Source organism: Enterobacter cloacae complex sp. S1 (assembly GCF_014930525.1).
Taxonomy (GTDB): domain Bacteria; phylum Pseudomonadota; class Gammaproteobacteria; order Enterobacterales; family Enterobacteriaceae; genus Enterobacter; species Enterobacter hormaechei_C.
The window spans coordinates 49,867-75,807 of record NZ_JADBRE010000019.1 but is presented as its reverse complement, the minus strand read 5'-3'; the positions used below and the strand labels follow the sequence as shown (position 1 = coordinate 75,807).

Genomic DNA, 25,941 nt, shown 5'->3' with positions numbered 1-25,941 from the left:
CCCCCACCCGCCCCTCGTTATTCCGTTCTGCTATTTGTTATCACCTAACAATATTTTTCCCCTCATCCGCCTTACGCCAGGATATTGATCGCCATTTTGAGATCAAGGAACGCCCATGGAACAACGCCGTTTTTCCGGCAAAGGCCACTGGTATCATGAAACCCAGTCGAATCATTCGCAGACGGACGTTCTGCCGCTGGTGCCCGAAGCCGCTAACGTCGACGACCGTTTTTTGCTCGATTTAGCCCTGCCTGAAGACATTCTCGCAAGCTGCGCTGGTTGGCTTACGCCTGCCCGAACCCTGTGTCATCTTTTGTTCCCGCTTGATACTCCCGTGAACCGTCTGCATACGCTCAGCGCCTACGACAGGCTGAGTACGGCATTAACGGTTGCCCAGGCGTGTGGCGTTCAGCGGCTCTGTAACCACTACGCTGCTCTGCTCGCCCCTCTTCCGGGGCCGGACTCCTCCCGGGAAAGCAATCGACGCCTTGCAGAAATTACCCAGTATGCCCGCCAGTTAGCCAGCTCACCCGATGTCATCGATGATAAAGCCCAAAACCAGCTTGATGAGGTTGGACTCACAACGTATGACATTGTGCTTATCAACCAGATCATCGGCTTTGTCGGTTTTCAGGCGCGAGTGGTCGCGGTATTTCAGGCATTGCTTGGCCATCCGGTACGCTGGCTGCCCGGGCACCACATTCAGCCCCATACGCTGCCGGTCAGTTTCAGCAGATGGACCGCCACGCTACCCGCGGTTGAGCTAAAATATGCCAGTGCGCTTCAGCTTGAGGCGCTCTCACGCTGGCAGGCGGAACCGGCGCTTGAAGCGCTTACTCCTGTGCTGTGTCATGAGCCGATGCTGCTTGATCTGACGGGCGAAATTCTGCTTAACCATCCGCGAAGTGAAGGCCCTGCGTCTTCGATGCTTTCAGCCGCTCGTGCGCTGCTCGTCGCCTCTCCGGATCGCTTTAGCGCCGCCCAGTTAACGCCCCTGACCGGGTCAGGACTCTCGCCAGAGAAGGCCATCAACCTGCTTACCCGAGATGCATTTTATGGCTGGCTGGACCGTCTGCGCGTGGCGCTCGGCAAAGAGGAATAACCATACTCTTTACCTAAAGAGCGCTTGCTGTAGCAGTGAGATTCGCGTAAAACTGTCAGCCGCTCAATGGCTACGAAAATAGAACATTATGTTTCAGGACAACCCGCTGCTAGCGCAGCTTAAACAGCAACTGCATTCCCAGACGCCGCGTGCAGAAGGGGTCGTAAAAGCCACGGAAAAGGGCTTTGGCTTTCTTGAAGTTGACGGGCAGAAGAGCTACTTCATTCCGCCTCCTCAGATGAAGAAAGTGATGCATGGCGACCGCATTTCGGCCGTTATTCATACCGAAAAGGAACGAGAGTCTGCCGAGCCGGAAGCACTGATCGAACCTTTCCTGACCCGCTTTGTCGGGAAAGTGCATAAAAAAGACGATCGTCTTTCTGTCGTGCCGGACCATCCTCTCCTGAAAGATGCTATTCCGTGCCGCGCCGCGCGTGGCGTTGAGCATGATTTTGTTGAGGGTGACTGGGCGGTTGCTGAGATGCGCCGTCATCCTTTAAAAGGCGATCGCGGTTTCTACGCCGAGCTTACCCAATACATTACCTTCGGCGACGACCATTTCGTCCCATGGTGGGTGACGCTGGCGCGCCACAACCTCGAAAAAGAAGCGCCTGAGGGCGTGGCGACTGAAATGCAGGACGAAGGTCTGGAACGTCGCGATCTGACGGCACTGGACTTTGTCACCATCGACAGCGCCAGCACCGAGGATATGGACGATGCGCTGTATGCCGAAGAGACAGCCGATGGCAAACTGCATCTGACCGTCGCAATTGCCGACCCTACCGCATGGATTGTCGAAGGCAGCAAGCTGGACGAGATGGCCAAAGTGCGCTCGTTCACCAACTACCTGCCGGGTTTTAACATTCCGATGTTGCCGCGTGAACTCTCCGACGATCTTTGCTCGCTGCGTGCGCACAAAGTACGTCCGGTGCTGGCCTGTCGGATGACCATTGCGGCTGACGGTACCATTGAAGAAGATATTGAATTCTTCGCCGCCACCATCGAATCCAAAGCCAAGCTGGCCTATGACGACGTGTCCGACTGGCTGGAGAACACGGGCAGCTGGAAACCCGAGTCCGACAACATTGCCGCACAAATTCGTCTGCTGCACCGCGTCTGCCTGAGCCGCAGCGAATGGCGTCAAACTCACGCGCTGGTCTTCAAAGATCGTCCGGACTACCGTTTTGTGCTGGGTGAAAAAGGTGAAGTGCTGAATATCGTCGCTGAGCCGCGCCGTATTGCCAACCGCATCGTTGAAGAAGCGATGATATCCGCCAACATTTGTGCCGCCCGCGTGCTGCGCGACAAATTAGGCTTTGGCATTTACAACGTGCACACCGGGTTTGATCCGGCGAACACCGAAGCGCTGGCTGCCCTGCTGAAAACCCATGACGTACACGTCGATCCTGAGGAAGTGCTGACCCTGCAAGGTTTCTGCAAACTGCGCCGCGAGCTGGACGCGCAGCCTTCAGGGTTCCTTGACAGCCGTATTCGCCGCTTCCAGTCCTTTGCGGAAATCAGCACCGAGCCAGGCCCGCACTTCGGCCTTGGCCTTGAGGCTTACGCGACCTGGACCTCCCCGATCCGTAAGTACGGCGACATGGTTAACCATCGTCTGCTGAAAGCGATCATCAAAGGGGAATCTGTTGCCCGCCCACAGGATGATACGACGTTGCAGATGGCAGAACGTCGCCGTCTCAACCGTATGGCGGAGCGTGATGTCGGCGACTGGTTATACGCGCGCTTCCTGAATGATAAGGCAGGGACTGACACCCGTTTCCCGGCTGAAATCATTGACATCAGCCGCGGCGGTATGCGCGTTCGTCTGGTGGATAATGGCGCCGTTGCCTTTATTCCTGCCCCGTTCCTGCATGCCGTTCGCGACGAACTGGTTTGTAGCCAGGAAAACGGGACCGTGCAAATTAAAGGCGAAACGGTTTACAAGGTCACTGACGTGATTGATGTCACCATCGCTGAAGTGCGCATGGAAACCCGCAGTATTATCGCGCGCCCTGTCGCCTGATAACCGCGTAAACTTCCGGCCGTTCCGTTAAGGGGTGGCCGGGAGTTCTCTTCTGTATTATCTCCCGCAAAATCATCGTTTTTTCTCACACTTTTCTGTTTCCCATCGCCACATTTCGCCAGAATTATCTACAGTAAAAGAGAGCCGTCATTGTCGACTGCAAATGAATAATTTGTGCGCTACTCAGCAGCCGCGGGAGAAAACGTGATGGACGATCTGGAGCAGAATTTGCTGTTTCGTTACATGGGTACGCATAGCCCCTGGTGGCGACTGACAGCAGACAGCAATGCTCTTCATCTTGCTGCCAGTGAAAGCGCTGACATCATTCAGGTGGTGGCGCTGAATGATGAGCAGGCCGCGCTAATCCGCCAGCTCACCGTGATAACCTCCAGCATTGCCATGACCCTGCCCTTGTACGGTGTGGACGTTCCCGTTCATCTTGTCGGCCGTAAAATTAACAAAAATGAGTGGGCAGGAACGGCATCAGCCTGGAACGATACTCCTTCCGTGGCGCGGGACCTGGCGCAGGGGCTCTCCTTCGCCGAACAGGTAGTGTCCGAGGCTAACTCCGTGATTGTGATCCTCGACCAGAACGGGAATATTCAGCGCTTCAACCGTTTAAGTGAAGAATATACGGGCCTGAAGGAACAGGAAGTTATCGGGCAAAACGTGTTCAAACTGTTTATGAGCCGTAGCGAAGCCGCGGCCTCCAAACGCAACATCACCGGTTTTTTTCGTAACGGCAGCTCGTACGAAGTTGAACGCTGGATCAAGACCCGCAAAGGGCAGCGCCTGTTTCTCTTCAGAAATAAATTTGTTCACAGCGGCAGCGGGAAAAATGAAATTTTCCTCATCTGTTCAGGTACCGACATAACCGAAGAGCGTCGGGCCCAGGAGCGCCTGCGCGTACTCGCCAATACGGATACGATTACCGGTTTGCCTAACCGAAACGCCATCCATGAGCTGATCTCTGATGCCATCACCGCTCGGGGTGACACCCAGGTAGGCGTGGTTTATCTCGATCTGGATAACTTTAAAAAAGTGAACGATGCCTATGGGCATATGTTTGGCGACCAGCTGCTACAGGCCGTTGCGCTGGCGATCCTGAGCTGCCTGGACGAAGGACAAACCCTGGCGCGCCTGGGTGGGGATGAATTTATCGTGCTAGCCACCGATACCTCGCAGGGCGCGCTGGAAGCCATGGCATCGCGCATACTGACCCGACTTCGTCAGCCTTTCCGCATTGGACTGATAGAGGTTTACACCGGCTGCTCGCTGGGCATCGCGCTTGCGCCCCAGCACGGTAACGATCGCGAAAGCGTCATTCGTAATGCCGACACCGCCATGTACACCGCCAAAGAAAATGGCCGGGGCAAATTCTGCGTCTTCTCGCCAGAGATGAACCAGCGCGTATTTGAATACCTGTGGCTGGATACCAACCTGCGTAAAGCGCTGGATAACGATCAGCTGTTAATCCACTACCAGCCCAAAATAACCTGGCGCGGCGAAGTCAGAAGTCTGGAGGCGCTGGTGCGCTGGCAGTCCCCAGAGCGTGGCCTGATCCCGCCGATGGAGTTTATCTCCTATGCTGAGGAGTCAGGGCTGATTGTGCCCCTGGGCCGCTGGGTTATGCTTGATGTGGTGCGCCAGGTGGCAAAATGGCGCGACAAGGGGATCAACCTTCGCGTCGCGGTCAACGTCTCCGCCCGTCAGTTGGCGGACCAGACCATCTTCAGCGACCTGAAGCAGGCGCTGAAAGACCTGAATTTTGAATACTGCCCGATTGACGTGGAATTGACCGAAAGCTGTCTCATTGAAAATGAAGAGCTGGCCCTGTCAGTGATCCAGCAGTTTAGCCGCCTGGGAGCGCAAATTCACCTGGATGACTTTGGTACGGGGTACTCTTCCCTGTCGCAGCTGGCGCGCTTCCCTATCGATGCCATTAAGCTTGACCAGTCTTTCGTGCGGGACATTCATAAGCAGTCTATTTCACAGTCGCTGGTGCGTGCGATAGTCGCCGTGGCGCAGGCGTTAAATTTGCAGGTCATTGCTGAAGGGGTGGAAAGTGCAAAAGAAGACGCCTTTCTGACGAAGAATGGCGTCAACGAACGGCAGGGTTATCTTTTTGCTAAGCCCATGCCCGCTGCCGCATTCGAGCGATGGCTAAAGCGCTATCAGGCCAGAAATGTCCGTTAGCTGGCTTTGCGTAAGCCCGTCGCCTGATGGCGATTTTGCAGCATAACCAGCCGCTCCATGTAGGCGATATCCTTCGGTTCAAGGCAGAAGGCGGCATCAACCCAATCCTCGGTAATGTCCATCAGCTCGCTTCGCGGAAGTGGCAGCACGCGCGTACGCGCACGCAGCATGGCCCTTACGCCGTTGAGCTTCGGCTGTAGCGTGTCGATAAACGTCCGCACCGAAACATAGCTCTGTAACGGCTCGAATAAGAGATCCACAAGACCATACTGCTCATACCATTCCGCCGTATGCGTCTCACCTTTGTAGATCAGCGCCTCCGCCATTTTCATGCCGGCACGACGCGCCACCAGTGAATAGCCGCCCATGCCCGGGAACAGATTGAACGCGATTTCCGGAAAGCCTAATCGGGCATCGCGCTGGGCCAGAATGAAATGATGCGCCAGCGCGGCTTCAAACCCGCCCCCTAACGCGCTTCCTTCCACCATAGCCAGCGTGACAGCTCCGGTATCAAACCCTCGCGAGGCGGCATGAACGCAGTCCACACAGGCCCGGGCATAGGCGCGTAACGCTTCGCGTCGGTTGTTTTTGATGCACTCAACGAAGAACTGTAAATCACCGCCGGTATTGTAGATGTCGGGGACCAGCGATCCGGTGACCCAAAAATCAACGACAAATCCGGACTGTCGAACCAGCCAGGAGAGATTCATGATCTCCTCGATCAGCGCATGATTGAAGCAAGGCCGTGGCGTGGCACGTAACATCATCCACACCGTACGCCGTTCGGCCTCATAATAAGCCGCCAGTTGAGTGAATCGTTCAGCATCAGTAAACAATGTGCAGGTTGTCTGGTTGATAACTGTCATAGTCGAATTCCTCTTATAAAAAAGCGCGTTGCGCGCAGTTTTAGACTAATCCACCCCTACAACCCGCAGCATACGGGGGCCAAATTTATCACTTTCATTTATGAACTTTGGTTATTGCATTTTTTACCTTCTCTTTTGAATCAATTTTCTGCATCATTGATAATATTAACTTTTCGCTTCAGGGTGAGCTTATGTCTAACATTGATGCAACAGCCGTGGCACAGCGTATTGATACTGTGCTGGATATTCTTGTCGCAGGCGATTATCACTCTGCTATCCGTAACCTTGAAATCCTCAAGTCTGAACTGCTGGCTGAGAACGGCGCTGATAACGCTCCAGAATCCACTCAACCTAAAGCCCCGTGGGAAGTGTAGCCACGTCGTTTCCGCCCTTGCCTTTTAAATGGATGCTATGAATTCCCGACAACAAATCATTTTGCAGATGGTGATCGATCAGGGACGCGTAAGCGTGGTCGATCTCGCTAAAGCCACCGGCGTTTCTGAAGTCACCATTCGTCAGGATCTGAATCTGCTGGAAAAACAGAGCTACCTGCGGCGTGCGCACGGATATGCCGTTCCACTGGACAGCGACGACGTCGAAACCCGCATGATGAACAATTATGCGCTCAAGCGGGAGCTGGCGGAGTTTGCTGCATCCTTAGTGAATAACGGTGAGACCGTCTTTATTGAAAATGGCAGCAGTAATGCCCTTCTGGCGCGCACGCTCGCCGATCAAAAAGACGTTACCATCATCACCGTAAGCAGCTATATCGCCCATCTGTTGAAGGAAACTCAGTGCGAGGTGATACTGCTGGGCGGCATTTACCAGAAGAAAAGCGAAAGCATGGTGGGGCCATTAACGCGTCAATATGTTCAGCAGGTTCACTTCAGTAAAGCATTCATTGGTATTGACGGCTGGCAGCCCGACACCGGCTTTACCGGTCGCGACATGATGCGTTCAGACGTGGTTAACGCAGTGCTCGCCAAAGAGTGTGAAGCGATAGTGCTGACCGACAGCTCTAAGTTTGGCGCCGTACACCCTTATACGATGGGTCCGGCTTCGCGCTTCAGCCGTGTGATTACGGATGAGCGTTTGCGCGATGAATATCGCCAGCAATTAGAACAAGACGGCCTGACTGTCGATATTGTGAAAAAAACGGCCTGATTATCCTGCTGCGCCCGAATAATGGGCGCACTTAAACCTTTCTCTGAGAGTATTCTGACCCTGCCTTTAAGAGTTTTTACCTGTTGAAACCGTTCTAAACACGTAAAATTAATATTAGCGATATAACAGGAAGTGACTATCACCTGCGTGATGATGAAACACCTGCGCGACCAGCTTTCACGGGAACAGAATTTAAGTATGGATATTGTCTATACTTAAAGTGCATTCCTTTCCGTGAATCGATAATTCAGGAGAAAGTATTATGACCTTTACCAGCAAAAAATTAGCCGCCGCTGTTCTGGCAATCACTGTAGCAATGTCCCTGAGCGCTTGCTCTAACTGGTCTAAACGTGACCGTAACACCGCGATTGGTGCCGGTGCTGGTGCGCTTGGTGGTGCAGTATTAACGGATGGTAGTACGCTGGGTACATTAGGTGGTGCTGCCGTAGGTGGTGTTATCGGTCACCAGGTGGGCAAATAATCACCATAACGGCTCTCACCGGTATAATAATATATTTTGTATTTTCAGGTCTGACTTACGCACGTAAAAAAAGAGCCACGGCAATGTCCGTGGCTCATTTATTTTAGCCGCCCGCCAGTTTAACTTTCATTCCATTGGCTTCCAGCAGCGTTTTAATTAAATCCCGTTTATCACCCTGAATCTCAATAATGCCGTCTTTTACTGCCCCACCGCATCCGCACTTCTTTTTAAGTTCAGCGGCGAGCTTTACCAGGTCTGCATCATCCATATCAATGCCAGTGACAAGGCAAACCCCTTTACCTTTCCTGCCGCTGGTCTGCCGCTGAATTCGCACGATACCATCGCCTTTCGGACGTTCAGCTTTCTCTTTTGGCTCTTCAATGCGCCCGGTATCCGTTGAATAGACCAGACGACTGTTGGCGTCACGCATTATGCCCCCTTTTTCAGTGATGCATTAATCGCTTTCAGGGTCTCTGCCGGATGAGCGGATTGCGTCACCGGGCGACCAATCACCATATAGTCTACACCCGCGCTCAGCGCCTGCTCTGGCGTCATGATGCGTCGCTGATCCCCAGATTCGGTGCCTGCCGGACGTATGCCCGGCGTTACCAGTTTAAAGTCGCGGCCTAGCTCAGCTTTGAAGCGAACCGCCTCCTGAGCCGAACAGACCACGCCATCGAGACCACACTGTTGCGTGAGGCGCGCCAGACGCTCCGCGTGTTCGGCAGGTGACAACGTCACACCCAGGTCGTGCAGGTCGGATTCATCCATACTGGTCAGCACGGTGACGGCGATCAGAAGCGGAGCGTCATTGCCAAACGGCACCAGCGCTTCGCGCGCAGCCGTCATCATGCGTGCCCCGCCGGATGCATGAACGTTAACCATCCACACGCCCAGTTCAGCCGCCGCAGCTACGGCGTGCGCAGTGGTATTCGGAATATCGTGGAATTTCAGGTCGAGGAAAACGTCGAAGCCACGCTGGTGCAGATCGCGGACGATTGACGGGCCGAACAGCGTAAACATCTCTTTGCCTACTTTCAGACGGCAATCGCGGGGATCAATGCCATCAACAAAGGCCAGTGCGGCGTCACGGTTATTGTAATCCAGAGCAACAACTACGGGAGAATCGGTAACTACGCGGGAAGTGGAGGATGTAACAGACGTCATGACCAGCCCTTTTCGTCTATGGGCGCGCAGCGGCGCGGAACAGATAAACGGCGTGCATTCTACCTGCCCTCGGGGTAAATGAACAGAATCGAATGCTTTTCCTGCCGAACCTCAGACCGCACGGTGCTGACGAAATTACCACAACAATTAGTATGTTGTAACTAAAATGCGGTGTTTTAAAAAATCACTGCCCGTCCAGACCTCGGATTGGCTTAATGGTGGACCACGCCCGGCAGGAAGGGCAATGCCAGTAAAGCGAATAGGCGGTGAAGCCGCATTTCTGGCAGCGATAGCGCGGTTTGCTCCGCACCTGTTCACCCACCATGTCTCGCAGCACCATCAGGCTCTCTTTAGCGCGCCCTTCTTCTGCGTCATTAAGGTGGTAATCCATCAGCTTATGGAATACCCGCATGGTAGGATGACGCTGCAACTGACGGGTAATGTATACCTGGGCGGTATCACTCCCTTCGTGCTCTTCAACGACGTCGGACAGCATCAGTTCGGCTGTGGCACCGGTGTTTTCTTCAACGCAGCGACGCAGAAACGCAACCCACTCGTCCTGCTTACCTAACTGCTGATAGCAGGTTTGCAGCATTTCCAGCGTTTCGCTGACCAGCTCTTTGTCCTGATCGATAACGCGAAGCAGGCTCTCCACGGCTTTGGCGTAATCACCGTTAGCCATAAAGACCCGCCCCATCATGATCGAGATGCGCGCGCTGTTGCGATCGGCCGCGGCGCCTTTCTTTAACAATGCCATGGCTTTATCCATGTCATCGCTACCCATCTGCTGGAGAGCCAGCTCGCAATAGAAGTGGGCAATTTCGACGCGCTGTTTGTCTTTACCGAGTTTGACCAGCCGTTCAGCAGTATCAATCGCTTTTTGCCAGTCGCTGGTGGCCTGATAGATTTGCAAAAGCTGCTGAAGCGCACCGATACGGAAGTCCGTCTCATCCACCAGCTGAGAGAACATATCCTCGGCGCGATCGTAAAGCCCCGCGGCCATGTAATCCCGCCCAAGCTGCTGCACGGCCAGCAACCGTTGCTCATAGGTCAACGAAGCGCTTTCCATCAGGGTCTGGTGGATACGAATGGCACGGTCAACCTCTCCGCGCGAGCGGAACAGGTTTCCCAGGGTGAGATGCGCCTCTACGGTGCCGGTATCCTCTTTAAGCATGTCGAGGAACAGATCCACCGCTTTATCCTGCTGATTGCTCAGCAGGAAGTTCACCCCCGCTACGTAGTCACGGGAGAGTCGGTTTGCTTCATCCTGTTTTGTTTGTTGCGCGCTTCTGCGGCCCATATACCAGCCATAGGCTGCGGCGACAGGCAAAAGCAGAAACAACAACTCCAGCATATTCGATTATTCCTTGACTACCGGCACACCAGAGCTCGCCGGAATGTCAGACGCAGGCGTAAGTTGATGTTCAAGTCGTTTAATTTTACGTTCAGCGCGAACAAGAGAAACACGAACCTTAAGCCAGAACAGGCCGCATACAAGCCAGCCGATGACAAAACCCGCCGCGAATAACACCGCCAGCAGGCTCGACACCCGGTACTCGCCCTGCGCCAGCAGATAGTTAAAACTTACCTGTTGATCGTTTTGCGCGCCCAATGTGACTGAAATGACAAAAATCGCCAACACCAGTAAGAAAATGAGTAAATATTTCACATGACTTCCCGTTATGTGGTTCGAGCGTATAAAGCGTGTTCAACTCACTGCAATCAGCCTTATAAGCTACCATTTTAGTGGCGGGCGCGAAATGGAAAAAGTAACGCGCCCTACATGGATTTATGGTCAAAATGCGGAATATCAACCTTCAGGTTCCGCCAGACTCCCTTTCGGCTATTTCTTCCTTCTCTTCCGGCGGCGGCGTCAATGGTCCACAAAAACGTTGTGCAAGCCAGGTCGCCAGCGTCACCAGTACCCACGAGATCAGCGTTGCCACCACCAAGTCACGCGGCCAGTGCATCCCCAGCAGCATCCGGCTGCCCATTACGCCTGTCGCCCAGACCAGCAAAATCGCAATCGTGAGGGTACGCCGACGCGGCCACAGCAGTCCCACGCCAAGTAGCGCCCAGCTGGCAGCAAACATCGTATGCCCGGAAGGAAACGCAAAGCCGGTCTCTTTTTGCCAGTGTTTGCGTAAAAAGGTCGGGATATCCTGCTGTTCTGCAAGCTGCTCCTTTACCAACGCACCGCGATCTTTACGCTTTAAATTGTAGAACTCATCCACCGGAACATGATGCGTTTTTTCCAGCCAGACGACGAAAGGACGGGGTTCCTGCACGCGATCCTTGACCCACGACTTCACCCCTTGCCCGATTAGTATGGCGCCGCCGAGAATAGCGAACAGTACCAGCGCCGCGCGAAGGCGAAAGCGCAGGCACCACAGGAACCAGCCACAGAGCAGCACGTGCGTAATAATCCCCCACGGCTGGGTGACCGTCTCGGTTATCCAGTATAAGGCTTTCAGCCACGTCTCGTTTTGTCCGGGCTGCCACATCCAGCCGGAGAACCAAACGACCAGGGGTATAACGAGCAATACGGCGGCTCCTGCGGCCGTTCGTCTGGCAATTGAAAGCATGTCCTCTCCTTTTTCACTAAGCACCACAATCATAACTGAATTTCATCATTCTGGTGGATATGTCGGATTGTGCGTTTAACGTTTGTAAAGCGTGGTGGTGATTAGGTGAAGTTGCCGGGCTTGTGGCAAAATAGTCCGATACAGAAAGCATAATGGGGCAAAGGCACGAAACGTGTCAGCCTGGTCTGGAGAATCACATGCAGCTTAAACGTGTGGCAGAAGCCAAACTGCCAACCCCATGGGGCGATTTCCTGATGGTGGGTTTTGAAGAACTGGCAACCGGGCAAGATCACGTCGCCCTGGTGTTCGGCGACATTTCGGGGCAAACGCCGGTGCTGTCCCGCGTTCATTCAGAGTGTCTGACCGGTGACGCGCTGTTCAGCCTGCGCTGCGACTGCGGTTTTCAGCTTGAAGCCGCCCTTTCTCATATCGCAGAGGAAGGACGTGGCGTTCTGCTGTATCACCGTCAGGAAGGACGCAATATCGGCCTGCTGAATAAAATCCGCGCCTACGCGTTGCAGGATCAGGGTTACGATACCGTCGAAGCGAACCATCAGCTCGGCTTTGCTGCTGACGAGCGAGATTTCACCCTGTGCGCGGATATGTTCAAGCTGCTGGGCGTGGACGAAGTGCGTCTGTTGACCAATAACCCGAAAAAAGTGGAAATCCTCACTGAAGCGGGCATCAATATTGTGGAACGCGTACCGCTGATTGTCGGCCGCAACCCGAAAAACGCGCACTACCTCGATACCAAAGCTGCCAAAATGGGGCATCTGCTGAGCGAGTAAACGCAAAACGCCCGGCACATGTGCCGGGCGAGTTTTATCAGTCCAGCATCTTACGAATCACATAATGTAAAATGCCGTCGTTCTGGTAATAGGTCAGCTCTGTTGCCGTATCAATACGACACCGGCAATCCAGCACTTCTGTCGTTCCATCTGCGCGCGTTAACTTCACCGGAACGGTTTTACCCGGTTGCAGATTTTGCAGACCGCTGATATCAATCTGCTCTTCCCCGGTCAAACCCAGCGTTTTACGCGTTACGCCCTGCGGAAACTCCAGCGGCAGGATCCCCATCCCGATCAGGTTTGAGCGGTGGATACGTTCAAAGGATTCGGCAATCACCACGCGAACCCCGAGCAGACGCGGACCTTTTGCCGCCCAGTCGCGACTGGAACCGGAGCCGTACTCTTTACCGGCAATAACGGCCAGCGGCGTACCCTGCTGCTGATACTTCATGGCTGCGTCATAAATTGAAATGACCTCTCTATCCGGCAGGTGGCGCGTCATACCCCCTTCCACGCCTGGGACCATTTCATTGCGAATGCGGATGTTGGCAAAGGTCCCGCGCATCATCACTTCGTGGTTACCGCGGCGCGAACCGTAGGAGTTGAAATCGCGACGTTCCACGCCACGACTTTGCAGATACCGACCTGCCGGACTGTCCGCCTTGATGCTACCCGCAGGGGAGATATGGTCGGTGGTGACGGAATCGCCCAGCATCGCCAGAATGCGCGCGCCGTGAATATCTTTCAGCGGTGCAGGCTCCGCCAGCATTTCGTCGAAGAATGGCGACAGGCGAATATAGGTGGAATCATCCTGCCAGTCATAGGTATCGGAACCCACCACGTCGATCGCTTTCCACTCCGCTGTGCCTTCGAACACTTCCGCATACTCTTTGCGGAACATCTCGGTGGAAACTTTCTCTACCGCGCGCGCAATTTCGCGCGATGATGGCCAGATGTCTTTCAGATAGACCGGTTCATTTTTGCGGTCGTGACCAATCGGATCGGTCGCCAGGTTAATGTTCATGTTTCCGGCCAGCGCATAGGCTACAACCAGCGGCGGCGAGGCCAGCCAGTTGGTTTTCACTAGCGGATGAATACGCCCTTCAAAGTTTCGGTTACCGGAAAGTACCGCGCCAACGGTCAAATCCCCCTGCTTGATCGCCATTTCAATAGGTTCAGGCAGTGGACCAGAGTTACCGATGCAGGTCGTACAGCCGTAGCCCACCAGGTTAAAGCCCAGCTCGTCGAGGTAAGGCGTGAGTCTGGCCTGTGCCAGGTAATCGGATACCACTTTCGAACCAGGCGCCAGGGAGGCTTTAACCCAAGGCTGTGGCTTGAGCCCCAGCTCTACCGCTTTTTTTGCCAGCAGCCCGGCAGCCATTAACACGCTCGGGTTGGACGTGTTGGTACAGGAAGTGATAGCGGCGATCACCACGGCGCCGTCAGGGAGCTGATACTGATGCCCGTTCAGAACATAGTCCACCGGACGGTGATCTTTTTGTGCGGCGTTAACTTCCAGCTCATTGCTGGCGGCAAAGGCTTTCGGAACGTTGCTCAGGGCGACGCGGTCCTGCGGACGTTTTGGCCCTGCGAGGCTTGCCTCAACCGTGCCCATATCCAGCTCCAGCGTACTGGTAAATACCGGCTCGTCACCCGGGTTACGCCACATGCCCTGCGCTTTGGTGTAGGCCTCAACGAGAGCCACCTGCTCCTCGCTGCGACCACTGAGGCGCATATACTCCAGCGTAACGCTATCAATCGGGAAAAAGCCGCAGGTCGCGCCATATTCCGGCGCCATGTTGGCGATGGTGGCCCGGTCCGCCAGCGGCAGTGAATCCAGACCATCGCCATAAAATTCAACGAATTTACCCACCACGCCATGCTTACGCAGCATCTGGGTGACCGTCAGAACCAGATCCGTGGCGGTAATGCCTTCGGACAATTTACCGGTCAGCTTAAAGCCCACCACATCGGGAATGAGCATTGATACCGGCTGGCCGAGCATGGCCGCTTCCGCTTCAATACCACCGACGCCCCAGCCCAGAACGCCAAGGCCGTTAATCATGGTGGTGTGTGAATCGGTGCCCACCAGCGTATCAGGGTAAGCCACCCACTCTTTATCCTGCAATTCACTCCAGACGGCTTTGCCGAGATATTCCAGGTTGACCTGGTGACAAATGCCGGTGCCCGGTGGAACAACGCTGAAGCGGCTGAACGCCTGCTGACCCCATTTCAGAAATACGTAGCGTTCATGGTTACGTTCCATCTCCAGGCGGACGTTTTCGCCGAAAGCATCGTCGTCACCAAAGTGATCGACGGTGACGGAGTGGTCAATGACGAGGTCTACCGGGGACAAGGGGTTAACCTTAGCCGTATCGCCCCCGAGACGCTTAACGGCTTCACGCATAGCTGCCAAATCCACCACCGCTGGCACGCCGGTGAAATCCTGCATCAGTACCCTGGCCGGGCGATAGGCAATTTCTCTGTCTGCATGAGCATTTTTCAGCCACCCTGCCAGAGCCTGGATATCCTCCTCGGTAACCGAGCCGCCATCCTGCCAGCGCAAGAGGTTTTCCAGTAAGACTTTCAACGACTTGGGTAACCGCGAAATGTCCCCAAGCGTTCTGGCAGCCAGCGGTAAGCTGTAGTAGCGCCAGGTTTTATTTTCCGCCTGTAATGTGTCCTTACTGGCTTCGCGTAGGGTTAACGACATAAGCTCCTCCTTAAAAACAGGGATGTCCTGACAATCATCAGGGCTGTAATTAAAGATAACACAAAGATGTCGTAACGTTTTGATAACAACCCAAATTGATAAATTTAGGAATGGTCCAACGCGAGGGATAAAACAAAAAACCCCGCCGTGGCGAGGTTTTACGATTTAGTGCAAGGCCAGCCAGAGGAGCTGACACCAGAAGAGGATCGACGCTGAGAATACGCCGAGCCATGACCAGTATTTTACGGTTGTCATGTTATTCATCATAGGGACACCAGACTTTAATTATTTAAGGTTGCGAGGTCTGCCCTCGTTCTATATTGCTGATGTGTATTTATTAAGGAGTACAAAAGTGCACAGTCTATATTCAGACTATTTGCATCATTACGCAAAAATCAAAATTATTGTTTTTTGGGTTCGTCTTCCGCGAACACATCAATAAAGGCCTGCTGCTGCGGCGTCAGTTTCCAGGAAGCTGGCACGCTGGTTGCTGGCGCCTTACGGGCTTTGTGAGCATTGTCACGAAGCTGACACATCTCTTTTCTCGCTTCTGTACGCACCGTCATGACCATAATCACCCCCAGTAATTCCAGACAAGAAGAGCAACCACCACCCAGAACAGGGCAGAGCCAAGAAAGACCGCCAGCCAGGCTTTACGCTTAAGCGCGGGATCCCTTTGCGGTTCTTCACTTCCTGACGGCATTGCTAACCTCATACAATCGATATCGCTTATCATTTAGAGACCAAACAATTGGCACAAGTAATCATCTGATGAGATAAATCCTAAAGAAACTTTAGCCGAAAAGCCAGTGAATTTACGTATCCGAGCCCGGGAAAATTCAATCTTTTGACCAGAAATAAATAATTGAAAAGAATAATTTGCACAGCTGTAAATTAGTTTCTACTTTTGTCGCAAATTTGCGACAGTAAAACCATAGTCATCAAATGGGTTATGACGATATATGACAGTGGGCGTAGATGATGATAATTCTAATTCAGGTTTAAAGCGGAATGACGGTATCTTTCCGCAGGAGAAAGATACCGGGAGTGATTATTTGGCGGGAAGTTTAATGTCTTTAAACATCTCTTCGATGTCTTCATTGGAGCGTAACGCCACAGCTGTATCCACCACATCGCGCGTTAAATGTGGCGCAAAGCGTTGAATAAAATCATACATATAGCTGCGCAGGAACGTGCTGCGACGAAAACCTATCTTGGTGGTGCTGTGACTGAAAATATCATGCGCATCCAGACGCACCAGATCCGGGTCTGAGACAGGATCCACCGCCATGCTGGCAATAACCCCAACGCCCAGGCCCAGACGCACATACGTTTTTATGACATCCGCATCCGTCGCCGTAAAGACAATCCGTGGCGTTAATCCGGCGCGGTTAAACGCGGTGTCCAGTTCAGACCGGCCCGTAAAGCCGAACGTATAGGTCACCAGCGGGTATTGCGCCAGTTCTTCGATTGTCACTTCGCCCTTCCCCGCCAGCGGGTGATCCGGGGTCACGACAATAGAGCGGTTCCAGTGGTAGCACGGGAGCATGACCAGATCATCGTACAGATGGAGCGCTTCCGTCGCGATAGCGAAGTCTGCATTGCCTTTAGACACGGCCTCTGCGATTTGCGTCGGTGAGCCCTGATGCATATGCAGGGAAACGCGGGGATAGCGTTCTATGAAGCCTTTGATCACCCCGGGAAGCGCATAACGCGCCTGTGTATGCGTGGTGGCAATATACAGAGAGCCTTTATCCGGCCAGGTATGTTCCCCGGCGACGGATTTAATGGCGTCGACTTTGGAGAGCACTTCCCGTGCGATGCGTATGATTTCCTGTCCTGCCGGGGTGACCTGAGTCAGGTGCTTACCGCTGCGGGCAAATATCTGTATACCTAACTCATCCTCCAGCATACGCACCTGCTTACTGATGCCGGGCTGAGAGGTATAAAGACCTTCTGCGGTGGAAGAGACATTGAGGTTATGATTGACGACCTCAACGATATAGCGAAGCTGCTGTAATTTCATGCCAGACCATCCGATTTAGCGCATGCGTCAATCGCTTAAGACGATTTGATAATAAGAAACGGGTTAACTATAACCACTATATCATTTATAGCCAGGCTGTATAGTACGGAACAAAAAATAATAACTACGTAATAAAAAAGGGCCGGAAGTCCGGCCCTTTTACAGGTAAGTTACGGTAAGGGAAGATTATTTCTTGCCTTCAACCCATTTCCCGTCGACAAAGAAGGCTGACCATCCGGTCGCTTTGCCCTCTTTCTCTGCCGCCACGTACTGCTGCTTCGTTTTACGGCTGAAGCGCACCACGGTTTTGTTGCCTTCCGGATCCTGCTGTGGCGCATCGGCCAGGTAACGCAGTTTCTCCGGCAGACGGTCGCGGAAGCGGTACAGCTCTTCTACCAGCGGCGCACGGGTTTCGCGCGATTTCGGGAAGGTGTTGGCCGCCAGGAATACCCCGGCAGCGCCGTCACGCAGCACGAAATACGCGTCTGACTTCTCGCACGGCAGCTCAGGAAGCGGAACCGGATCTTCCTTCGGCGGCGCAACTTCACCGTTACGCAGGATCTTACGCGTGTTTTTACAGTCGTCGTTGGTGCATGCCATGTACTTACCGAAGCGTCCCATTTTCAGGTGCATTTCGGAACCACATTTCTCACACTCAACGATTGGACCGTCATAGCCCTTGATACGGAACTCACCTTCTTCGATCTCATAACCATCGCAGGTCGGGTTATTACCGCAAACGTGCAGTTTGCGTTTTGGATCGATCAGGTAGCTGTCCATCGCCGTGCCGCATTTCTTACAGCGGCGTTTGGCGCGCAGTGCGTTGGTCTCCGCATCGTCACCTTCCAGCACGTTGAGAACTTCGTTCTCCGGCACGAGGTTGATGGTGGTTTTGCAACGCTCTTTCGGCGACAGCGCATAACCAGAGCAACCGAGGAATACGCCCGTGGTCGCGGTACGGATCCCCATTTTACGGCCACAGGTTGGGCAGTCGATGCTGGTCAGTACCATCTGGTTAGGCAGCATGCCGCCCTCTTCAGGATCTTTCTCGGCTTTCTCAAGCTGATTGGTAAAATCGCTGAAGAAGCTGTCGAGAACTTTCTTCCACTCTGCCTTATGGCTGGCAACCTCATCGAGGCTGTCTTCCATCTGCGCGGTGAAGTCATAGTTCATCAACTCGCGGAAGTTTGCTTCCAGACGGTCGGTGACAATCTCACCCATTTTTTCAGCATAGAAGCGACGGTTCTCAACGCGAACGTATCCACGATCCTGAATGGTCGAAATGATTGACGCATAGGTGGACGGGCGACCGATGCCGCGTTTTTCCAGCTCTTTCACCAGCGATGCTTCGCTAAAGCGCGCAGGTGGCTTGGTGAAGTGCTGAGCCGGGACCAGATCAACCAGCGACAGCTCGTCACCTTTGTTGACTGAAGGCAGCGTTCTGTCTTCATCACCTTTACGCAGCGCAGGCATCACTTTTGTCCAGCCGTCGAAGCGCAGAATACGGCCGCGCGCTTTCAGGCGGAAATCACCCGCGCCGACGGTCAGCGTGGTGGAGTCGTATTTCGCTGGCGTCATCTGGCAGGCTACGAACTGGCGCCAGATCAGCTGATACAGCTTCTGGGCGTCCGCTTCCATATCTTTCAGCGATTCAGCCAGAACGGAAACGTCAGAAGGACGAATCGCTTCGTGCGCTTCCTGAGAATTCTCTTTGCTGGCGTACTGATTAGGCCCGTCCGGCAGGTATTTCTTACCGAAGTTGTCCTCGATATAGCCACGCACCATGTTGACAGCGTCCTGGCTCAGGTTGGTGGAGTCAGTACGCATGTAGGTGATGTAACCCGCTTCATACAAGCGCTGGGCCATCATCATGGTTTTCTTCACGCCGTAACCCAGACGGGTACTTGCCGCCTGCTGGAGAGTTGACGTGATAAACGGTGCGCCAGGCTTGCTGCTGGTTGGTTTATCTTCACGATCCAGAACCTGATAACGCGCTTTTTCCAGCAGCGCCACGGCGGCCATGGTCTGATCGCGATTTTCAGGACGGAACGGTTTGTCGTTGTGATGGCTCACCTGCAACGGCAGCGCATCGCCGCCCGGCGTGGTGACATTCGCATCCACTTCCCAGAACTCTTCCGGGACGAACGCTTTGATCTCGCGTTCACGCTCAACAACAAGACGAACAGCCACAGACTGCACACGCCCCGCAGACAGGCCGCGAGCGACCTTTTTCCACAGCAACGGCGAGACCATGTAGCCTACAACGCGGTCCATAAAGCGACGCGCCTGCTGAGCGTTAACACGGTCGATATTCAGTTCACCCGGCTTTTCAAACGCCTGACGAATCGCATTCTTTGTAATTTCGTTGAACACTACACGGCTGTAGCGTTTGTCATCACCCCCGATCACTTCCCGCAGGTGCCATGCAATGGCCTCCCCTTCGCGGTCAAGGTCGGTTGCGAGATAAATGTGGTCTGCTTTTTCAGCAAGCTGTTTCAGCTCGTTAACGACTTTTTCTTTGCCTGGCAGCACTTCGTAATGTGCATCCCAGTTGTGCCATGGGTTAACACCCATGCGGTTGACAAGCGCGCTACGTTCATCCTTTTTAGGCTTTTTAGCCCCTTTGGTGGAGGTAGAGTCTGCGCTCTTTTTGCTGGCTGAGCCACTGGTCGGCAAATCGCGAATGTGACCAACGCTGGACTTAACCACGTAGTCATTGCCCAGATATTTATTGATCGTTTTGGCTTTTGCCGGGGACTCAACGATGACGAGAGCTTTACCCATATTCACCTTTACCTAATTTAATTCTTCCAGGAATACGCCGCACGTTGATTTCCCTTCCGCTGACGACGAGCCATTGATATTGCGACATCGTCAGGGGATATCAACCCCTATGTGTTACCGAACGTCAGAATGGCGACATCCAGGTCATTGAGTTTTCGGGTATTTTTCTCACATCAAAGTTCATTCGTGACGAATTCCCGGTCGAATGTCAAGCAATTCTGTTGCCAGAATGACGAAAGCGCACACTGTACCTGATAAAATTCGTTACGCAACTTTATTAGCATGCAAAAGCAAATCCCGCCAGCCAGCCCCTGTTTCTTATCCCCTCGGATAACAGGGAAAATTTGCCCCCGAAGCGACCCAGGCGTAGACTATTGTCACTGTTTAAGGAGTGGAATATGCAGAATACGACCCAACCCATTGACCGAGCTTCATTGCTTATCGAAGCAAACAAACTCATTCGCGACCATGAAGACACCCTGGCGGGAATTGAAGCGACTGGCGTGGAACAACGTAATGGCGTGCTGGTGTTCAGCGGTGAATACTTCCTTGATGAACAAGGGCTACCCACCCCGAAAAGCACCGCCGTGTTTAACATGTTTAAATACCTGGCGCATACCCTCTCAGAGAAGTACCACCTGGTCGATTAAAACGAAAACGCGAGGCATCTGCCTCGCGTTTTTCTTTACAGCAGCGGCTTTTGTCCGCGCTGCAACCAGCGTAGCAGCAGGCGATCCGCGCTTTCTGCCGCGCTATTGGTAAAACGGTCGAGCAGGCGCTTACGTCGGGTGAAGCGCACCCCCACCAGCTCACGGCCTTCCATCAGGTTGAGCAGGAGGTCGTCGCTGGTACCCACTTCATCCACCAGCCCTTTCTCCTGCGCCTGCGTGCCGTACCAGTGCTCGCCCGTAGCCACCTGCTCAATGTCCAGCGTTGGGCGCATGCGGTGCACGAAATCTTTGAACAGATGGTGGGTTTCGTTCAGATCTTCCCGGAATTTCTGCCGTCCCTCTTCGGTATTTTCGCCGAGCAGCGTCAGCGTACGTTTGTACTGACCCGCCGTATGCAGTTCGATGTCGATCTCTTTATTTTTCAGGAAACGATTGAAGTTAGGGATCTGCGCGACCACCCCAATCGAGCCGATAATGGAGAACGGTGCCGCGACGATTTTATCCGCCACGCACGCCATCATATAGCCGCCACTCGCCGCGACCTTATCTACCGCAACGGTGAGTGGGATCTGTTTGTCCCGCAGACGTTGTAACTGCGAAGCCGCCAGTCCATACCCATGCACTACGCCGCCCGGGCTTTCAAGGCGTACCACCACCTGATCCTGGGCTGTCGCCACGGCCAGCACCGCCGTCACTTCTTCACGCAGAGAGGAGACTTCATGCGCATCCATGCTACCTTTAAAATCGAGCACATAGACGCGCGGTTTTGCGTCAGCCTGTGGCGTGGCGAGCTTAGCTTTCGCCTTCGCGGCTTTGGCGTCCTGCTTATGTTTTTTCTTCTGGGCTTTTAGCCACAGCTTCTGTTGATGATCGTCAAGCAGCGCCAGAGACATCTCCTCCTGCATCTCTTTATACTGCTCGCTCAGGCGGGTAATGCGTAACTCACCACGCTGACGCTTACGCTGCGTCAGGTTGACAATCAGGACGGCAATCACCGCGACAGCAATAACCACCGTCGCGATTTTGGCCAAAAACAACCCATACTGAGAAAGTAATTCCACGCGTTCCACCTTGATTTAACCACGAATCTTTCACGCCAGTGTACAACAGCCCTGCGCAGGCGTCTCGCTCTGGACATTACCTCTGCGAGGCGGCTTCAGGAATCCCCCGTTTCTGGTTTAAATCTTTGCAAATTGTTAATTTCCCAGCGTTCTGTCCTGTAGACTGATTGAATTCTGACGCTGTTTCGGGCATAAAGCCGAAAAGTCATAAATAAAGGTGCAAGTCACGCCCAATGCGCCTGAGGAGCCACCGTGCATTATCAGCCACAAAAAAACCTTCTACAGAACCGCATCATTCTGGTTACCGGTGCCAGCGACGGGATTGGTCGCGAAGCGGCGCTGACCTATTCTGAATACGGTGCGAGCCTTATTCTGCTGGGACGTAATGAAGAAAAGCTCAAGGCCGTCGCCCGTGAAATCGAAAACGCCGGCGGTACCCCCACGCCCTGGTATACGCTCGATCTGCTGACCTGCACGCCAGCGTCATGTCAGGCCCTTGCCCAGCGGATCAGCACACATTATCCGCGTCTGGACGGCGTACTGCACAACGCGGGGTTACTGGGCGAAGTGCGCCCGATGGATGAACAGGATCCGGAAATTTGGCAACAGGTGATGCAGGTTAACGTCAACGGGACGTTTTTCCTGACCCAGGCCTTGCTTCCTTTATTACTCAACTCCGATTCCGGCTCGCTGGTATTTACCTCCTCCAGCGTGGGGCGTCAGGGGCGTGCGAACTGGGGGGCTTACGCCGTCTCAAAATTTGCCACCGAAGGAATGATGCAGGTGCTGGCCGAAGAGTACCAAAGCCGCCACCTGCGGGTTAACTGTATTAATCCAGGCGGTACGCGCACCAAAATGCGCGCCAGCGCCTTCCCGACAGAAGATCCGCAGAAGCTTAAAACCCCGGCCGATATCATGCCCCTTTACCTGTGGCTGATGGGTGACGACAGCCGTCGCAAAACCGGAATGACCTTCGATGCCCAGCCAGGCCGCAAACCGGGGATATCGCAATGAGTGATGATCGTCATCAGCAGCGCCAGCAGCGTCTGAAAGAACAGGTTGATGCACGCGTGGCGGCCGCTCAGGACGAGCGCGGTATCCTAATCGTGTTCACCGGCAACGGCAAAGGCAAAACCACCGCCGCATTTGGGACCGCCACCCGCGCAGTCGGGCATGGGCAGAAAGTGGGCGTGATCCAGTTTATCAAGGGTGAATGGCCCAACGGCGAGCGTAATCTGCTCGAGCCGCATGGCGTTGAGTTTCAGGTAATGGCAACCGGTTTTACCTGGGATACCCAGAACCGGGAAACCGATACCGCAGCCTGCCTCGCCGTCTGGGAGCATGCCAAAAGAATGCTTTCAGACCCGTCGCTGAACATGGTGTTGCTGGATGAGATCACCTATATGGTGGCGTATGACTACCTGCCGCTGCAAGCCGTGCTGGAGGCCCTCAGGAACCGCCCTGCACACCAGACGGCGATCGTCACGGGGCGCGGGTGTCATCGGGACATTCTGGAGTTGGCCGATACCGTCAGCGAGCTGCGTCCGGTTAAGCATGCGTTCGATGCGGGTATCAAAGCGCAAATTGGGATTGATTACTGAAAAAAAAGCCCGGTATATTCACCGGGCTTTTCAATTAACCGTTGTTATTACGGCTGCCAGAGCGGCGATTGCTGCTGACCTGGCTATGACGTTTCACCGCACGGCGGATTTGATTCGCCTTCATGCGACGACGATCTTTCTCTACCGCCACTTTCGACGTGGTTTCTGGCGTCAGGCCAACCAGATCGCGCAGGTAGTTGGTTTGCGTCAGATCCAGTTCGGTATAGCCGCCACGTGGCAGGCCTTTCGGCAGCAGAATGTCGCCATAGCGGACGCGAATCAAGCGACTCACCTGGACACCGACCGCTTCCCACAGTCGACGCACCTCGCGGTTACGTCCCTCTGTCAGGGTAACGTTGTACCACTGGTTAATGCCTTCACCACCGGTAAACTTGATGGTTTTGAACGCCGCAGGGCCGTCCTCCAGCTGAACACCACGCGACAGGTCGCGCAGTTTGTTCTCATCAACCTGGCCGAAAACACGAACGGCGTATTCACGTTCCACTTCACGACTCGGGTGCATCAGACGATTTGCCAGTTCACCATCGGTGGTGAACAGCAACAGGCCACAGGTGTTCACGTCCAGACGGCCTACGGCAATCCAGCGGGCGCCACGCAATTTTGGCAGACGGTCAAACACCGTCGGGCGACCTTCCGGGTCGTTGCGGGTACACAGTTCGCCTTCCGGCTTGTAGTAAGCCAGTACGCGGCAGATCTGTTCAGCAGACTCTTTCACGGAAATAAGATGGCCGTCAATGCGGATCTTCAGCCCCGGTACGATTTCAACGCGGTCACCGAGCGTGGCGATTTTACCGTCCACACTCACGCGGCCTGCTTCAATAATGGCTTCGATTTCACGGCGCGAACCGTGGCCGGCGCGCGCCAGCACTTTCTGTAACTTCTCGCTCATTGAGCTTCCTCAGGTGTCGCCTTCACAGGCGTCGAATCAGGTCAAAAACAGGGCGGCGCCCTGCTTTGATGGCCGCGTAGTATATCTGCTTACACCCTTACAAGAAAGGCTTAACATCGCCCACGCCTTCACGAATCACTTCTGGCGCGTCTTCGGTGAGATCCACCACGGTGGTCGGCTGCTGGCCAAGATAGCCGCCATGAATAATCAGCTCCACCACCTTCTCCAGACGATCTTTGATCTCTTCGGGGTCGGACTCGGTAAACTCACTGCCCGGCAGCATCAGCGATGTGGAGAGCATCGGCTCGCCGAGGGTTTCCAGTAGCGCCTGGGCAATCGGGTTCGACGGCACGCGCATGCCGATGGTTTTACGTTTTTCCTGCAACAGACGACGCGGCACCTCTTTTGTCCCCTTCAGAATGAAGGTGTAGTTACCCGGCGTGTTGTTTTTAATCAGACGAAAGGCCACGTTATCTACATAAGCATAGGTCGACAGCTCAGAGAGATCGCGACACATCAGGGTGAAGTTGTGGCCGTCCGGCAGCTGGCGGATGCGACAGATGCGCTCCATCGCCCCTTTATCCTCAATTTTACAGCCCAGCGCGTAGCCAGAATCGGTTGGGTAGACAATAACGCCGCCTTTGCGGACGATCTCCACGGCCTGATTAATTAGACGTGGCTGGGGGTTATCCGGATGGATATAGAAAAACTGACTCATACTTCCCTCTCTTCAATTTGCTGTGGCTGTTCCCAGAGCTGCCAGACAGGCTCAACGCCCGCGGGTAACCAGAGCTTGCGCCCCAGTTCAATCCACGCGCAGGGCTGATGGAAATCTGAACCCTGTGACCCAAGCAGACCAAACTGACGGGCGTAGGTCGCGAGCTGCGAACGCTCATTGGGTGCCTGCTGACACTGGGCAACTTCCATCGCCTCACCGCCGCATTCGGCAAAGTGTGCCAGCAGTCTTTTCAGCCATTTAGCAGAAAGATTATACCGCCCCGGATGGGCCAGCACGGCCTTACCGCCAGAATGATGAATCACATCAATAGCTTGTTTTATTGTACACCACTGTGGGGGAACGTATCCGGTTTTCCCGCGCGCCAGATACTTTTTAAAGACATTCGCCATGGTCGTCGCCTTACCGGCATCCACAAGAAAACGGGCGAAATGGCCGCGCGTCACCGCCCCACCGTTCGCCAGCGTTCGCGCGCCTTCCAGCGCACCGGGAATATGCGCTTTTTCCAGACGTTCGCCAATCATCTCCGCGCGTTGATTGCGGCGTGTTTTTTGTTCTTGCAAAAAAGCACGCATGGCCAGATGTTCTGTATCGATGTTAAGGCCAACGATATGAATTTCGTGGTTTTCCCAGACCGTCGAGATCTCAACCCCGGCCACCAGATCCAGCGCCAGTCCGCTGCGGGCAATCTCGGCGCGCGCGGCGGGAATGCCGTCAGTGGTATCGTGATCGGTTATTGCCAGCGTGCCGACACGCATTTCAACGGCGCGATGGACCAGGGCTTCGGGTGTCAGCAGGCCATCTGAAGCCTGCGTATGGCTGTGTAAATCATAAATTACGGCGTAGGTGGTATCGCTCAAAGCACTTCCCATAACAGGTTGGAGACATCCGAAGCCCCTATGATACCGACTAACCGTGAAATACTGAAATCAGGGGTTGACAACACGCCATCGAACTAGTTAACTAGTACGCAAGTTCACACGAGAAAGGTATCTGAAAATGACAGCACATTTCGCTCTGCACGGTTGGTGGCGTACTTCCTGATCTTCGGGCAGTGTCACGCGTCT

General features: G+C 54.1%; 27 protein-coding genes and 1 other annotated feature (1 of these 28 only partly in view). Of the genes, 11 read left to right on the top strand and 16 right to left on the bottom strand.

Features of this window, described 5'->3' with window-relative positions; genetic code table 11:
- Positions 1–115: 115 nt before the first annotated feature.
- The 3 genes from IM290_RS13925 to pdeR all read left to right on the top strand — a co-directional run bounded on the left by IM290_RS13925 (position 116) and on the right by pdeR (position 5,321).
- Positions 116–1,102 carry a CMD domain-containing protein gene (locus tag IM290_RS13925; protein WP_193042496.1) on the top strand — a complete coding sequence of 329 codons (987 nt, stop codon included), beginning with the start codon at positions 116–118 and terminating at the stop codon, positions 1,100–1,102.
- Between the two features lie 88 nt (positions 1,103–1,190).
- The gene (locus IM290_RS13920; protein WP_047725973.1) at positions 1,191–3,125 is read left to right on the top strand and encodes an exoribonuclease II; all 1,935 of its coding nucleotides are present in this window, start codon (positions 1,191–1,193) and stop codon (positions 3,123–3,125) included.
- A 204-nt stretch (positions 3,126–3,329) separates the two neighbouring features.
- Entirely contained in the window at positions 3,330–5,321 is a 1,992-nt protein-coding gene (gene pdeR / locus IM290_RS13915) for a cyclic di-GMP phosphodiesterase (RefSeq protein WP_032672072.1), read from the top strand.
- Here the strand turns inward: pdeR and IM290_RS13910 are convergent.
- Positions 5,318–6,187 (bottom strand): crotonase/enoyl-CoA hydratase family protein, encoded by an 870-nt coding sequence (locus tag IM290_RS13910; protein ID WP_017384209.1) that lies wholly within the window; start codon positions 6,185–6,187, stop codon positions 5,318–5,320. The genes pdeR and IM290_RS13910 overlap by 4 nt on opposite strands.
- 191 nt (positions 6,188–6,378) lie before the next feature.
- Here IM290_RS13910 and IM290_RS13905 point away from each other — a divergent pair, with 191 nt between their 5' ends.
- The 3 genes from IM290_RS13905 (at position 6,379) to osmB (ending at position 7,832) form a co-directional block, all read left to right on the top strand.
- Positions 6,379–6,561 (top strand): hypothetical protein, encoded by a 183-nt coding sequence (locus tag IM290_RS13905; protein ID WP_003856825.1) that lies wholly within the window; start codon positions 6,379–6,381, stop codon positions 6,559–6,561.
- A gap of 37 nt (positions 6,562–6,598) precedes the next feature.
- Positions 6,599–7,351 carry a DNA-binding transcriptional regulator YciT gene (locus IM290_RS13900; protein WP_017384211.1) on the top strand — a complete coding sequence of 251 codons (753 nt, stop codon included), beginning with the start codon at positions 6,599–6,601 and terminating at the stop codon, positions 7,349–7,351.
- Between the two features lie 262 nt (positions 7,352–7,613).
- Positions 7,614–7,832, top strand: a complete 219-nt coding sequence (gene osmB, locus IM290_RS13895) for an osmotically-inducible lipoprotein OsmB (protein ID WP_017384212.1) — start codon at positions 7,614–7,616, stop codon at positions 7,830–7,832.
- 103 nt (positions 7,833–7,935) lie between these two features.
- On the opposite strand, the gene yciH is transcribed toward osmB, so the two are convergent.
- The 5 genes from yciH to pgpB all read right to left on the bottom strand — a co-directional run bounded on the left by yciH (position 7,936) and on the right by pgpB (position 11,584).
- Positions 7,936–8,262 (bottom strand): stress response translation initiation inhibitor YciH, encoded by a 327-nt coding sequence (gene yciH, locus IM290_RS13890; RefSeq protein ID WP_193042497.1) that lies wholly within the window; start codon positions 8,260–8,262, stop codon positions 7,936–7,938.
- A complete protein-coding gene (pyrF, locus tag IM290_RS13885; RefSeq protein WP_193042498.1) occupies positions 8,262–8,999 on the bottom strand; it encodes an orotidine-5'-phosphate decarboxylase in 738 nt (245 codons plus the stop codon). The genes yciH and pyrF overlap by 1 nt, the downstream gene beginning before the upstream one ends.
- A gap of 184 nt (positions 9,000–9,183) precedes the next feature.
- Positions 9,184–10,353: a lipopolysaccharide assembly protein LapB gene (gene lapB / locus IM290_RS13880; protein ID WP_003856819.1), complete on the bottom strand. Its 1,170-nt coding sequence runs from the start codon at positions 10,351–10,353 to the stop codon at positions 9,184–9,186.
- A 6-nt stretch (positions 10,354–10,359) separates the two neighbouring features.
- Positions 10,360–10,668, bottom strand: a complete 309-nt coding sequence (locus IM290_RS13875) for a LapA family protein (RefSeq protein WP_003856817.1) — start codon at positions 10,666–10,668, stop codon at positions 10,360–10,362.
- Between the two features lie 148 nt (positions 10,669–10,816).
- The gene (gene pgpB / locus IM290_RS13870) at positions 10,817–11,584 is read right to left on the bottom strand and encodes a phosphatidylglycerophosphatase B (RefSeq protein WP_003856815.1); all 768 of its coding nucleotides are present in this window, start codon (positions 11,582–11,584) and stop codon (positions 10,817–10,819) included.
- 197 nt (positions 11,585–11,781) lie between these two features.
- Here pgpB and ribA point away from each other — a divergent pair, with 197 nt between their 5' ends.
- Positions 11,782–12,372, top strand: a complete 591-nt coding sequence (gene ribA, locus IM290_RS13865; RefSeq protein ID WP_003856813.1) for a GTP cyclohydrolase II — start codon at positions 11,782–11,784, stop codon at positions 12,370–12,372.
- Between the two features lie 37 nt (positions 12,373–12,409).
- Here ribA and acnA read toward each other — a convergent pair whose 3' ends face one another.
- The 6 genes from acnA to topA form a co-directional block, all read right to left on the bottom strand.
- Positions 12,410–15,085, bottom strand: coding sequence for an aconitate hydratase AcnA (gene acnA / locus IM290_RS13860; RefSeq protein ID WP_193042499.1), 2,676 nt, complete (start codon positions 15,083–15,085; stop codon positions 12,410–12,412).
- A gap of 165 nt (positions 15,086–15,250) precedes the next feature.
- Complete coding sequence (ymiC, locus tag IM290_RS21645) at positions 15,251–15,349, bottom strand: small membrane protein YmiC (protein ID WP_032103392.1); 99 nt, start codon at positions 15,347–15,349, stop codon at positions 15,251–15,253.
- Between the two features lie 137 nt (positions 15,350–15,486).
- Complete coding sequence (locus IM290_RS13855; protein WP_162183706.1) at positions 15,487–15,651, bottom strand: hypothetical protein; 165 nt, start codon at positions 15,649–15,651, stop codon at positions 15,487–15,489.
- Positions 15,652–15,659: 8 nt separating this feature from the next.
- Positions 15,660–15,800 (bottom strand): YmiA family putative membrane protein, encoded by a 141-nt coding sequence (locus IM290_RS13850; protein ID WP_213083754.1) that lies wholly within the window; start codon positions 15,798–15,800, stop codon positions 15,660–15,662.
- A 336-nt stretch (positions 15,801–16,136) separates the two neighbouring features.
- A complete protein-coding gene (cysB, locus tag IM290_RS13845) occupies positions 16,137–17,111 on the bottom strand; it encodes an HTH-type transcriptional regulator CysB (protein ID WP_006810844.1) in 975 nt (324 codons plus the stop codon).
- A 186-nt stretch (positions 17,112–17,297) separates the two neighbouring features.
- On the bottom strand, positions 17,298–19,895 hold the full coding sequence (gene topA / locus IM290_RS13840; protein ID WP_017384217.1) for a type I DNA topoisomerase: 2,598 nt from the start codon (positions 19,893–19,895) through the stop codon (positions 17,298–17,300).
- 398 nt (positions 19,896–20,293) lie between these two features.
- Here topA and IM290_RS13835 point away from each other — a divergent pair, with 398 nt between their 5' ends.
- On the top strand, positions 20,294–20,545 hold the full coding sequence (locus tag IM290_RS13835; RefSeq protein WP_003856804.1) for a YciN family protein: 252 nt from the start codon (positions 20,294–20,296) through the stop codon (positions 20,543–20,545).
- Between the two features lie 35 nt (positions 20,546–20,580).
- On the opposite strand, the gene sohB is transcribed toward IM290_RS13835, so the two are convergent.
- Positions 20,581–21,627 (bottom strand): protease SohB, encoded by a 1,047-nt coding sequence (gene sohB, locus IM290_RS13830; RefSeq protein ID WP_023296716.1) that lies wholly within the window; start codon positions 21,625–21,627, stop codon positions 20,581–20,583.
- A 252-nt stretch (positions 21,628–21,879) separates the two neighbouring features.
- On the opposite strand from sohB, the gene IM290_RS13825 reads away from it, so the two are divergent.
- Together IM290_RS13825 and cobO are read left to right on the top strand one after the other, a co-directional pair.
- Complete coding sequence (locus tag IM290_RS13825; protein WP_017384219.1) at positions 21,880–22,641, top strand: YciK family oxidoreductase; 762 nt, start codon at positions 21,880–21,882, stop codon at positions 22,639–22,641.
- The gene (gene cobO, locus IM290_RS13820; protein WP_032619581.1) at positions 22,638–23,228 is read left to right on the top strand and encodes a cob(I)yrinic acid a,c-diamide adenosyltransferase; all 591 of its coding nucleotides are present in this window, start codon (positions 22,638–22,640) and stop codon (positions 23,226–23,228) included. The genes IM290_RS13825 and cobO overlap by 4 nt, the downstream gene beginning before the upstream one ends.
- Before the next feature lie 34 nt (positions 23,229–23,262).
- On the opposite strand, the gene rluB is transcribed toward cobO, so the two are convergent.
- The 3 genes from rluB to rnm form a co-directional block, all read right to left on the bottom strand.
- Positions 23,263–24,138 carry a 23S rRNA pseudouridine(2605) synthase RluB gene (rluB, locus tag IM290_RS13815; protein ID WP_003856794.1) on the bottom strand — a complete coding sequence of 292 codons (876 nt, stop codon included), beginning with the start codon at positions 24,136–24,138 and terminating at the stop codon, positions 23,263–23,265.
- Positions 24,139–24,235: 97 nt separating this feature from the next.
- On the bottom strand, positions 24,236–24,856 hold the full coding sequence (locus IM290_RS13810) for an L-threonylcarbamoyladenylate synthase (RefSeq protein ID WP_003856793.1): 621 nt from the start codon (positions 24,854–24,856) through the stop codon (positions 24,236–24,238).
- Positions 24,853–25,746 carry an RNase AM gene (gene rnm / locus IM290_RS13805; protein ID WP_193042500.1) on the bottom strand — a complete coding sequence of 298 codons (894 nt, stop codon included), beginning with the start codon at positions 25,744–25,746 and terminating at the stop codon, positions 24,853–24,855. The genes IM290_RS13810 and rnm overlap by 4 nt, the downstream gene beginning before the upstream one ends.
- Positions 25,747–25,873: 127 nt before the next feature.
- On the opposite strand from rnm, the gene trpL reads away from it, so the two are divergent.
- Entirely contained in the window at positions 25,874–25,918 is a 45-nt protein-coding gene (gene trpL / locus IM290_RS13800; RefSeq protein WP_071524153.1) for a trp operon leader peptide, read from the top strand.
- Positions 25,895–25,941 (top strand) — a sequence feature (Trp leader region) (it continues 48 nt past the right edge of the window). Its footprint overlaps the gene before it by 24 nt.